General features: G+C 32.4%; 11 protein-coding genes, 5 tRNA genes and 2 rRNA genes. All 18 read left to right on the forward strand.

Annotation, left to right across the window (positions count from 1 at the left end):
* A 23S ribosomal RNA gene (locus H8891_RS11390) occupies window positions 1–129 on the forward strand; the annotation flags it as partial.
* Between the two features lie 50 nt (window positions 130–179).
* Window positions 180–296 (forward strand): 5S ribosomal RNA (gene rrf / locus H8891_RS11395).
* 5 nt (window positions 297–301) lie between these two features.
* A tRNA-Glu gene (locus tag H8891_RS11400) sits at window positions 302–376 on the forward strand.
* 8 nt (window positions 377–384) lie between these two features.
* A tRNA-Val gene (locus H8891_RS11405) sits at window positions 385–460 on the forward strand.
* Between the two features lie 5 nt (window positions 461–465).
* Window positions 466–542: transfer RNA gene (locus H8891_RS11410), tRNA-Asp, on the forward strand.
* A 9-nt stretch (window positions 543–551) separates the two neighbouring features.
* Window positions 552–626: transfer RNA gene (locus H8891_RS11415), tRNA-Gly, on the forward strand.
* A gap of 7 nt (window positions 627–633) precedes the next feature.
* A tRNA-Arg gene (locus H8891_RS11420) sits at window positions 634–710 on the forward strand.
* Window positions 711–853: 143 nt separating this feature from the next.
* Window positions 854–1702: a diadenylate cyclase CdaA gene (gene cdaA, locus H8891_RS11425; protein WP_147547499.1), complete on the forward strand. Its 849-nt coding sequence runs from the start codon at window positions 854–856 to the stop codon at window positions 1700–1702.
* Window positions 1699–2889, forward strand: a complete 1191-nt coding sequence (locus H8891_RS11430) for a CdaR family protein (protein ID WP_187006549.1) — start codon at window positions 1699–1701, stop codon at window positions 2887–2889. Before cdaA ends, H8891_RS11430 begins: the two co-directional genes overlap by 4 nt.
* A 137-nt stretch (window positions 2890–3026) precedes the next feature.
* Window positions 3027–3929: a phosphate butyryltransferase gene (gene ptb / locus H8891_RS11435; RefSeq protein WP_147547495.1), complete on the forward strand. Its 903-nt coding sequence runs from the start codon at window positions 3027–3029 to the stop codon at window positions 3927–3929.
* Between the two features lie 22 nt (window positions 3930–3951).
* Window positions 3952–5055, forward strand: a complete 1104-nt coding sequence (buk, locus tag H8891_RS11440; RefSeq protein ID WP_187006550.1) for a butyrate kinase — start codon at window positions 3952–3954, stop codon at window positions 5053–5055.
* Window positions 5056–5067: 12 nt separating this feature from the next.
* Window positions 5068–5745: an ATP-binding protein gene (locus H8891_RS11445; protein WP_147547491.1), complete on the forward strand. Its 678-nt coding sequence runs from the start codon at window positions 5068–5070 to the stop codon at window positions 5743–5745.
* Window positions 5746–5786: 41 nt separating this feature from the next.
* Window positions 5787–6002: a 4Fe-4S dicluster domain-containing protein gene (locus H8891_RS11450; protein ID WP_147547489.1), complete on the forward strand. Its 216-nt coding sequence runs from the start codon at window positions 5787–5789 to the stop codon at window positions 6000–6002.
* A 24-nt stretch (window positions 6003–6026) separates the two neighbouring features.
* On the forward strand, window positions 6027–7109 hold the full coding sequence (locus tag H8891_RS11455; protein ID WP_187006551.1) for a 3-methyl-2-oxobutanoate dehydrogenase subunit VorB: 1083 nt from the start codon (window positions 6027–6029) through the stop codon (window positions 7107–7109).
* Window positions 7109–7861, forward strand: a complete 753-nt coding sequence (locus H8891_RS11460) for a thiamine pyrophosphate-dependent enzyme (protein WP_147547485.1) — start codon at window positions 7109–7111, stop codon at window positions 7859–7861. The genes H8891_RS11455 and H8891_RS11460 overlap by 1 nt, the downstream gene beginning before the upstream one ends.
* Window position 7862: 1 nt before the next feature.
* Window positions 7863–8423 (forward strand): 2-oxoacid:acceptor oxidoreductase family protein, encoded by a 561-nt coding sequence (locus tag H8891_RS11465; protein ID WP_187006552.1) that lies wholly within the window; start codon window positions 7863–7865, stop codon window positions 8421–8423.
* A gap of 175 nt (window positions 8424–8598) precedes the next feature.
* Window positions 8599–9945, forward strand: a complete 1347-nt coding sequence (gene glmM / locus H8891_RS11470) for a phosphoglucosamine mutase (RefSeq protein ID WP_147547481.1) — start codon at window positions 8599–8601, stop codon at window positions 9943–9945.
* 249 nt (window positions 9946–10194) lie between these two features.
* Window positions 10195–12021, forward strand: coding sequence for a glutamine--fructose-6-phosphate transaminase (isomerizing) (gene glmS / locus H8891_RS11475; protein ID WP_187006553.1), 1827 nt, complete (start codon window positions 10195–10197; stop codon window positions 12019–12021).

The following is a 12021-nucleotide window of genomic DNA, read 5'->3' on the forward strand; positions in this document are numbered from 1 at the left end:
CCAACTTCAAGATAAGATTTCCCACCGTAAGGGTAAGATCCCAGGAAGACTACCTGGTTGATAGGTCAAAGGTGGAAGTACAGTAATGTATGTAGCTTATTGATACTAATAGATCGAGGACTTGACCAAGATTATTTAATCAGATAGATGATATGTAGTTTTTAGAGTACTAACTCTGATCTAGTTATTATAGCAAAGAGGATACACCTGTTCCCATTCCGAACACAGAAGTTAAGCTCTTTAGCGCCGATGGTACTTGGTGGGAAGCTGCCTGGGAGAGTAGGACGTAGCTAGGTAACAAGGCCCATTGGTCAAGCGGTCAAGACACCGCCCTTTCACGGCGGTAACAGGGGTTCGATTCCCCTATGGGTCACCATTAAATGTGGGATTATAGCTCAGCTGGGAGAGCACCTGCCTTACAAGCAGGGGGTCACAGGTTCGAGCCCTGTTAATCCCACCAATTGCGGCCTGGTAGTTCAGCTGGTTAGAATGCCAGCCTGTCACGCTGGAGGTCGAGGGTTCGAGTCCCTTCCAGGTCGCCAAATTAATATGCGGGAATAGTTCAGTGGTAGAGCGCAACCTTGCCAAGGTTGAAGTCGCGAGTTCGAATCTCGTTTCCCGCTCCACTATCGTGGGTGCATAGCTCAGCTGGATAGAGCAACGCCCTTCTAAGGCGTGTGTCCGGGGTTCGAATCCCTGTGCGCTCACCAATCATTTAAAGGAGTTTCACATTAGTGAAACTCTTTTTTTATTATAAAATTATTTTATATATTATAAATTGAATATAGCTGGATTAATATAGTATAATACATATTGTAAACGATTTGAGTATTATAAACAGGAGGACAAAACTGTGTTTAATATAGATTCTTTTTGGCAGGGTTTTATTAGTTTGGCTAAGAATGTAAGCATACCAGATTTAGTTGATATAATCATAGTTACATATATCTTTTATAAAGTATATACCTTTATAAAAGATACAAGAGCAGAACAAGTTTTAAAAGGTATGCTATTTTTATTAATAGCTACAAAGCTTAGTGAAATATTTAATTTACATACATTATATTGGATGTTAGAAAATACTTTAACTGTAGGATTAATTGCTGTACTTATAATATTCCAACCAGAGCTTAGATCAGGTCTTGAATATATAGGTAGAACTAAATTTAACTTTTTAGGTAAAAATAATTATAGCTTAACAGAAGATATGCTAAATAAAGATATAGAAGAGATAGTAGAGTGTTTATATTCTTTATCAAGACAAAAAATAGGAGCTCTTATAATAATGGAGAGAGATACTAAAATAGGTGAAGTCATAAATACTGGAACTATAATTGATGGAGATATTTCAAGGCAATTATTAATAAATATATTTATCCCAAATACTCCATTGCATGATGGAGCAGTTGTAATTAGAGATGGTAAGGTTAAAGCTGCAGCATGCTTTTTACCTCTTACAGAGAGTAAAGATTTAAGTAAAGATTTAGGTACAAGACATAGAGCTGCTATAGGTGTAAGTGAAATTTCTGATTGCTTATCACTAATCGTATCGGAAGAAACAGGAGCTGTATCTATAGCTAAATCAGGAAAGTTATATAGAAATATGACTAAAGAAAGATTAACTAATATATTACGAAGCAATTTGAAATCTAGTAATCAGAATCAAGAAAAAGGCTTTTTTAAAGGTGGTATATTTAGATGATAAAAAATTTAAAGAACAATACTAAAATAAAGTTAATCTCATTGCTAAGTGCATTAGTTTTATGGTTATACGTTATGACAGTAGAAGATCCTGTTGAATTAAGAACTTTTAATAATATACCTATAACCATAACAAACATGAGTATGTTAGAAGATAGAGGATTAGCTATATATCCAAAAGAAGAATTATTAGCTGATATATCAATAAAAGCAAACTTGTCTAGCCTTAGGACTATAAACAGAGATAATATATATATATATGGAAGATTAGATGATCCCAAGGAAGGAAAAAATGCTATATATCTACAAGCTAATCTACCAGAACGTGTTAACAAGTATGATATAAAACCTAGTGTTATAACTGTGGATTTAGAAAAAGTTGTAGATGAAAAAAGAAGTATAGAAGTAAGTACAAAAGGAAAATCAAATATAAACATTGATAATATAGAAATTAATAAAAAAACAGCAAATGTTACTGGACCTAGAAGTGTTGTTAATAAAGTAACTAGCATAAAGGCAACTGTAGATGTAGATAACAAAGAAAAAGACTTTTCTACAAAGGTTAAATTAGTACCTGTAGACAAATCTGGTAATGAAGTAGAAGATGTAAAATTAGAAGATGATTTTGTAGTTGCTACAGTTAAGTTCTTGCAACAAAAAGTAGTTCCTGTGAAATTAAAGTTAGAAGGAAGTAGTGAAGGAGACAATAATATAAAAGATTATAAGATATCTCCAAATGAAATTACTATAGAAGGAAAAAAAGAATCACTAGATAAAATAAATAGTATAAGTACTAAACCTGTCAAAATAGAAGATTTAAAAGATGCAAATAGTGTTGATGTTGGACTTGATATTCCAAATGGAATTAGAGTAAATGATAATATTTCAAGTGTTAAGATAGATATAGATAAAAGTATAACAAGTGAATTTATTATACCAAAATCAAATATAGATATTCTTGATAAAGAAAGTGACATAGACACAAAAGTAGATTTAAGTAAAGTTCCTGACGACATAAAAGTTACTATTGTACATTCAGATGAAATTAGCAATTTAAGTAAAGATGATATACAACTTTATATAGATATGACTGATAGGTCGAAAGGTGAAGGGAAGTATATTATAAAATATAAAAGTAAATATAATTTTAAAGAAGTAAAGATAGACCCTCAAATAGTAGAGATATAAATTAATATAACAGGATGCAACAAAAATTACTAAGTTAAATAAATAATTATTGTTGCATCTTTTTTATTTTAGATATATGATAAAAATGTAGAGGAAAACAATTTCATAAAACTTTATATATAAAATGGGGTGAAGTATTGAGAAGTTTTAATGATGTAATTAAATATGCTAAGGAAAGGGGTCCTAAAACTATATCAGTAGCTTGTTCGCAAGACAAGGAAGTTTTAATGGCTGTCGATATAGCAAAAAGAGAGGGTATAGCTAAGGCTATCTTAGTAGGAGATATAGAAAAAACAAAAAGTATAGCAAATGAATTAAATATAGATTTGAGTGAATATGAATTAATAGAAGAAAAAGACTTGGCTAAAGCATCTTTAAAAGCAGTAAGTTTAGTATCTGAAGGTAAAGCAGATATGGTAATGAAAGGTTTAGTAGATACATCAATAATTTTAAAAGCAGTTTTAGATAAAGAAGTGGGATTAAGAACTGGGAATATACTAAGTCATGTTGCAGTATTTGATGTTAAAGGATATGATAGACTTTTCTTTATAACTGATGCTGCTATGAATTTAGCACCAGATTTAAAATCAAAGAAACAAATTATAGAAAATGCATGTGTTGTAACTAATGCTTTAGATATAGAAATTCCTAAAGTAGCAGTAGTTTGTGCAAAGGAAAAAGTAAATCCTAAGATGCCAGATACAGTAGATGCTAAAAATTTAGAGGATATGTGCAAAAATGGGGAAATAAAAGGATGTATAGTAGGAGGTCCTTTTGCTTTAGATAATGCGGTATCAGAAGAAGCGGCTAAACATAAGGGAATAGATAATCCAATTGCAGGTAAAGCAGATATACTTTTAGCTCCAGATATAGAAGCTGGAAATATACTATATAAATCATTAGTATTTTTCTCTGAAAGTAAAAATGCTGGTATCATAGTTGGAGCTAAAGCACCAATAATATTAACTTCTAGAGCGGATAGTGAGGAAACTAAGCTAAATTCCATAGCGTTAGGGGTTTTAATGGCTGCAAAAGGTTAAATAAATATACAGGGGGCTTAATATGGAGAAAAAATTTAAAATCTTAACAATCAATCCAGGATCAACATCAACTAAAATAGCTGTTTTTGATAATGAAGAATTATTATTTGAGAAAACATTAAGACACACTTCAGAAGAAATAAACAAATATGAAAGAATATCAGATCAATTCGAATTCAGAAAACAAGTAATAGAGGATGCCTTAAAAGAAGGTGGAATAAAAGTATCAGATTTAGACGCTGTAGTAGGTAGGGGAGGACTTTTAAAGCCTATAACAGGTGGTACATATAGTGTAGATGAGGAAATGGTAGAGGACTTAAAAGTAGGAGTTTTAGGAGAACATGCATCTAATTTAGGTGGATTAATAGCAAAAGAAATAGGAGATAGTGTAGGCATACCTTCATATATAGTAGACCCAGTTGTCGTAGATGAGTTAAATGATGTAGCTAGAATTTCAGGTATACCTGAGATTACTAGAAAGAGTATATTCCATGCTTTAAATCAAAAAGCTACAGCAAGAAGAGCTGCCAAAGATTTAAATAAAAAGTATGAGGACTGTAATTTTATAGTAGCACATATGGGTGGAGGAATATCAGTTGGAGCACATTTAAAAGGCTCTGTAATTGATGTTGCAAATGCTCTAGATGGAGAAGGTCCATTCTCACCTGAGAGAAGTGGGGGGCTTCCTGTTGGAGATTTAGTAAAGATGTGTTTTGCTGGAAAATACTCTCATGATGATATAAAGAAAAAGATAAAGGGTAATGGTGGGTTAATAGCATATTTAAATACTAATGACGGTAGAGAAGTTGAAGCTATGATAGAAGCTGGAGATGAAAAGGCTAAATTAGTATATGAAGCAATGGCTTACCAAGTTGCTAAAGAAATAGGGGCTTGTGCAACTGTTTTAAATGGGGAAGTAGATGCAGTTTTATTAACAGGTGGTATATCATATTCAAAGATGTTTACAAATATGATAATAGATAAGGTTAAATTTGTGGCTGAGGTAAAGGTTTACCCTGGCGAAGATGAAATGATAGCTTTAGCTCAAGGGGGGCTTAGAGTTTTATCAAATGAAGAAGAAGCTAAAGTTTATGGTAAAGAACTAGCTATAGCTAATACATTATAAAAAGGTGATTAAATGATAGTAAATGACAAGAGAATTAGAATCATCATAGGTCACTATGGTAGTGGTAAAAGTGAGTTTTCCATGAATTATGTTACACGTCTTAGGGAACTTATAGATACAAAAGTTGCAATATCTGATTTAGATGTAGTAAATGTCTATTTTAGAACTAGGGAAAAAAGGGATTTTTTACAATCTAAAGATATATTACCAATAGATAGTTCAGTTCAAGCAACTACATTAGATTTACCAGCAGTATCTGCTCAAGTTACGAGTCCAATAACTGATAAAGAATATAATTATGTAATTGATGTAGGTGGAGATGATGTAGGAGCTAGAGTTTTAGGAAGATTTAGTCATTTAATAGAAAAAGATGATTATGATATGTTTTGTGTAGTAAATGCAAATAGAGAGAAAACTCAAACAGCACAAGATGTTATAAATCATATTAAATCTATAGAAAAAACTTCAAATCTTAAAGTGACAGGACTTGTTAATAATACACATTTAGTTAGGGAAACTACTGTAGATGATATTTTAAAAGGAAATGAATTAATAAAAGAAGTTTCAAATTTAACGGGCATACCTATAAGATATGTCACGTGTTTAGAAAGCTTGATACCTCAACTTCCAAACAACTTAAGGGGAGAAATATTCCCAGTTAAATTATACATGAGGGAATGTTGGATGTAATAAGAGGTTTAAATATATACAGTTCAAGGGAGGCTAATTTTATGGCTAAGGGAAAAGTAACTTTTGACCAAGACTTTTGTAAAGGGTGTGCACTTTGTGTAGATGCATGTCCAGTTAAAATTGTAGAGATAGACACAGCTACAATAAACAATAAGGGGTATAATCCAGCTACTGTTTCAGATTTAGATAAGTGTATAGGATGTGCAAATTGTGCAACTATGTGTCCAGATGCAGTTATAACAGTTGAGAGAGACTAAATATAAACTTAAGGGGGAATTAAAATGGCTAAGATACTTATGAAAGGTAACGAAGCGATAGGAAAAGCAGCTATGGAAGCTGGCTGTAAGTATTTCTTTGGATATCCAATAACACCACAAAATGAGTTGCCAGAATATATGTCTAGAGAATTACCAAAGAACGAAGGGGTATTTGTTCAAGCAGAATCAGAAGTATCTGCTATAAATATGGTTTATGGGGCTGCTGGTGCAGGAGCTAGAGTTATGACTTCGTCATCTTCTCCTGGAATAGCTTTAAAGCAAGAAGGGATAACTTATATAGCAGGAGCAGAACTTCCATGCGTTATAGTTAATATAATGAGAGGTGGTCCAGGTCTTGGAGGAATACAACCATCTCAAGCTGATTATTTTATGTCAACAAGAGGTGGAGGTAACGGAGATTACAGAACTCCAGTATATGCTCCGGCAACTGTACAAGAAGCAGTTGATATGGTACAAGAAGCATTTGAAGTTGCTGATTATTACAGAACTCCAGTTATGGTAGTTGGAGATGGTATGATAGGTCAAATGATGGAACCTGTAGAATTTAATGCGCCTAAAAAAAGAGATTTAGCTCCAAAAACTTGGGCAAGTGTTGGAACTAAAATGGAAAGAAAGCCAAATATAATAAATTCTTTATACTTAGATCCTAAAGCTCTAGAAGATCACTGTATAAATTTAGAAGCGAAGTATAGAGAAATAGAGAAAAATGAAACTGATTATGAAATGTATAAAACAGAAGATGCTGAAATAGTTTTCGTTGCATATGGAACTACTTCAAGAATCGTTAAAAATACAATAGAATCATTAAGAGATGACGGAATAAAAGCTGGACTTATAAGACCGAAAACTTTATGGCCATTCCCATTTGAAGCATTTAACCAAATACCACAAGCTAAAAATATATTAACTGTGGAAATGAGTATGGGGCAAATGGTAGAAGATGTTAGATTAGCTATAGAAGGTAGATTACCAGTACATTTCTATGGAAGAACAGGTGGTATGATACCATCACCAGCAGAGATAGCTGATAAAGCTAGACAAATAGTTGAAGATTCTCAAGAAGTAGCTATGGGAGGTGCTAGATAATGACAGTCGTATTCAAAAAAACTCAAGGACTAACAGATAAACATACTCACTACTGTCCAGGATGTACACACGGAATAATACATAGAATAGTGGCAGAAGTATTAGAAGAGTTAGGAGTATTAGGAGATACTATAGGGGTTGCTCCTGTTGGATGTTCAGTTTTAGCTTATGATTACTTTAACTGTGATATGCAAGAAGCATCTCATGGTAGAGCACCAGCTGTTGCAACTGGAATAAAGAGAGTTCATCCTGATAAAGTAGTGTTCACTTATCAAGGGGATGGAGATTTGGCATCAATCGGTACAGCTGAAATAGTTCATGCTGCGGCTAGAGGAGAAAGATTTACAACTATATTTGTAAATAATGCTATATATGGAATGACTGGTGGACAAATGGCACCAACAACTTTACCAGGGCAAAAAGCTACTACAGCTCAAAGCGGAAGAGATGTTAACTTACAAGGATCTCCTATAAGAATGGCAGAGATGTTAGGAACATTAGATAGAGCTGTATTTGTAGAAAGAGTTTCAGTAGATACTCCAGCTAATGTAAGGAAAGCTAAAAAAGCTATAAAAAAAGCATTTGAAGTACAATTAGCTGGTCTTGGATTTGGTATAGTCGAAGTATTATCAACTTGTCCAACAAACTGGGGATTAACACCTCAAAATTCATTACAATGGCTAAGAGATAATATGATGCCATATTATCCAATAGGAAACATTAAAGATGTTAAAGTTGAGGAGGCGAAGTAATATGGCTACAGAAAGAGTAATATGTGCAGGATTTGGTGGTCAAGGTGTTATGTCTATGGGACAATTACTTACTTATGCAGGGATGCTTGAAGAAAAAGAAGTTTCATGGCTACCTTCATACGGACCAGAAATGCGTGGAGGAACAGCTAACTGTTCAGTAACGATTTCTGATATACCAGTAGGATCTCCAGTTATAACAGATGATGCAACTTGTGCTATAGTAATGAATTTACCATCACTTGATAAATTTGAAAAAGATGTTATTCCTGGTGGAAAGATACTAGTAAATAGTTCATTAATCGAGAAAAAAGTAGAAAGAGAAGATGTCAAAGCTTATTATATACCAGCTAATGAAATAGCTTTAGAACTTGGTAATCCAAGAGTTGCTAATATGATAATGCTAGGAGCATATTTAGAGTTAAATAAATGTGTAGAAGTTGAATCTGTATTAGAAGCCTTCAAAAAAGTTTTTGGACCAAGTAAAGAGAAGTTTGTTCCATTAAATAAAGAAGCATTAATGAAAGGTGCAGAAGCTGTACAAAATAAAGAAGCACTTGCATAATTTTAAATATATGAAAAAAATATAAAAAGTGACATAAAAAAGACAATAGTGTAAATACTATTGTCTTTTTTTGATAAACATATTACAATATCAATTATGAACTAAAGATTTAACGTGGACATAATATAAAATTATATTCAAGTTAAATCTTTATTGTTGGAAGGAGTATTTTAAGATGAGAAAATATTTTGGAACTGACGGAGTAAGAGGAATAGCTAATACAGAACTAAACTGTGATCTTGCATATAAGCTAGGTAGAGCTGGTGGATATGTTTTAACTAAGGGGAAAGATAAAGTTAAGGTCGTAGTTGGAAAAGATACTAGAGTATCTGGTGATATGCTAGAATCTGCTCTTATAGCTGGACTTATGTCAGTTGGATGCGATATAATAACTGTTGGCGTTATACCAACTCCAGGAGTAGCTTACTTAACTAAGCACTACAATGCTGACTGTGGAGTAGTTATATCAGCATCACATAACCCTGTTGAATATAATGGAATAAAGTTTTTTAATGAAGATGGATATAAATTAGATGATTCTATTGAGTTAGAAATAGAAGAGTATATAGATGATATAGATAAAGTAGATGTTCATCCAACAGGAAGTAATGTTGGAAAGAAACTACACAAACATGATGCAGTTAGAGATTATGTTGATTACTTAAAAACTATAGTAAATGCAGACTTTGATGGATTAAAGGTAGTATTAGATTGTGCTAATGGAGCATCTTATAAAGTTGCACCTATGGTTTTTGAAGAATTAGGAGCAGAAGTTGTAGCAATAAATAATACTCCTGATGGAAATAATATAAACGACAAATGTGGATCAACACATCCAGAAAGCTTACAAGAAGCTGTAGTTAAGCACAATGCAGATTTAGGTCTTGCATATGATGGAGATGCAGACAGACTTATTGCTGTAGATGAAAAGGGCCAAATAGTTGATGGAGACCATATAATGATATTAGGTGCCATTTACCTAAAAAAACACAATAAATTAGCTAAGGATACCCTAGTTGTTACAGTTATGAGTAATATAGGATTAGTTATAGCAGCTAAAGAAAACAATATAAACTTAGCTACTACTTCTGTAGGAGATAGATATGTTTTAGAAGAAATGAAAAATAGTGGATATAATTTAGGTGGAGAACAGTCAGGACATATGATATTCCTAGATTATAATACTACAGGAGATGGAGTTTTAAGTTCTTTAATCTTAGCTCAAATAGTTAAAGAAGAAGGTAAAACTTTATCATCTCTTGCGTCAGTAATGACTCAATACCCACAGGTATTAGTTAATGCAAGAATTAAAAATGAAAACAAAAATAGATATATGGAAATTCCAGAGATAAAATCTGAAATAGAAAGAATAGAAAAATTAATGGATGGTTCAGGTAGAGTTTTAATAAGACCATCTGGAACAGAACCATTAGTAAGAGTTATGTTAGAAGGTAAAGATGAAGGTCAATTAAAAGAATTAGCTACAAACTTAGCTAATTTAATACAAGAGAAATTATCATAATTTTAAAGTGAATACTAAATTTAAATTTTTAGTATTCGCTTTTGCAAGCGCCAGAACTTAGATTGAAAATTTGGTCTGAGTTGACGAGGACAGAGTTTATCGAAGTGTCGGCGGATGCTCTGCGGTGTGTTTACCATCGGAAAGTTTTAACAAAACATGTAAGTAATTACATGTACAAAATAAAGCTTATGTAAACTGACCTAAATCTTAAAAATATAAATAAATAATATTTTTAGGAGGACACAAAATATGTGTGGTATAGTTGGATATTTAGGAAATAAAATGGCGACAGAAGTTCTAGTAGAAGGACTTTCTAAGCTTGAGTACAGAGGATATGATTCAGCAGGTGTTGCAGTAAATACTGGAAATGAATTAGAAATAAGAAAATTCAAAGGTAGGCTAGCTGTTTTAGCTGAAGATTTACAAAAAAACCCTATAAAGGGTGGATTAGGTATAGGACATACAAGATGGGCAACTCATGGAGAGCCATCTGATGTAAACTCACATCCTCACTTTAATATGGATAAAACAATAGCTGTTGTTCACAATGGAATTATAGAAAACTATATAGAATTAAAAGAAGAATTACAAGCTGAAGGTGTAAAGTTCTTATCTCAAACAGATACAGAAGTTGTTGCACATTTAGTTGATAAATACTATGAAGGTAATTTATTAGATGCAGTGTATAAAGCTACTCAAAGATTAAGAGGTGCTTATGCATTAGGTGTTATATGTAAAGACAACAATCAAGAATTAGTTTCAGTTAGAAAAGACAGTCCTTTAGTAGTTGGTCTTGGAGAAGGTGAAAACTTTATAGCATCAGATATACCTGCAATATTAAAATATACAAGAAAAGTATATTTCTTAGAAAATGGAGAATTCGTTCATATAGTAGGAGATAAGGTTACTGTATTAAATGAAAACAGAGAAGTTGTTGATAAAAAAGTAAATGAAATAACTTGGGATGTAGAAGCTGCATCTAAAGGTGGATATGAGCACTTCATGTTAAAGGAAATATACGAACAACCTAATGGAGTTAAAGAAACATTAGTAAGAAGATTAAATGCAAATGGAGAAATTCATTTAGATGATATAAAAATGACTAAAGAAGATTTAGACAACATAGATAGAGTTTATATAGTGGCATGTGGTACAGCTTATCATGCAGGTCTTGTAGGAAAATTTGCTATAGAAAAATTTGCTAAAATACCAGTTATAACTGATATAGCATCAGAGTTTAGATATAGAGATCCATTTATAGATGATAAAACTTTATTAATATTAGTAAGTCAATCAGGAGAAACTGCAGATACATTAGCATCTTTAAGATATGCTAAAGAAAGAGGAGCTAGAATATTATCAGTAACTAACGTTGTTGGATCATCAATAGCTAGAGAATCTGATGATGTATTCTATACTTGGGCAGGACCTGAAATATCAGTTGCGTCTACAAAGGCCTATACAACTCAATTAGTATCATTTTATATGATTGCTTTAGATTTTGCTATAAAGAAAGGTACTATAACTAAAGAGTACTATAATGAAATGATAGAAAAATTAAAAGAAATGCCTTTAAAAGTAGAAGAAGCATTAAAGCAAGAAGATCATATAAAAGAAATAGCTAAAACTTTAAAAGAAAAGCATAGTGCTTTCTATTTAGGTAGAGGTCTAGATTATAATATAGCTATGGAAGGTGCTCTAAAAATAAAAGAAATCTCTTATATACACGCTGAAGCATTTGCTGCTGGAGAATTAAAGCATGGTACAATAGCATTAATAGAAAAAGGTACTCCTGTTATTGCAATTGCATCTCAAGAAGCTTTATTTGAAAAGATGGTTTCTAATATGGAAGAAGTTAGAGCTAGAGGAGCATATGTTATAGCTATCGCTCAAGAGAAAAATAAAGAAGTTGAAAAGGCTGCTGACGAGGTAATATATATACCTAATGTTGAGGATGTATTATCAAGTATATTAACAGTTTTACCACTTCAATTATTATCTTACTACGTTGCAGTTGAAAGAGGTTGTGATGTAGATAAGCCTAGAAACTTAGCTAAATCAGTTACAGTTGAATAA

The sequence above is a fragment of the Paeniclostridium hominis genome (assembly GCF_014306135.1).
Lineage (GTDB): Bacteria > Bacillota > Clostridia > Peptostreptococcales > Peptostreptococcaceae > Paraclostridium > Paraclostridium hominis.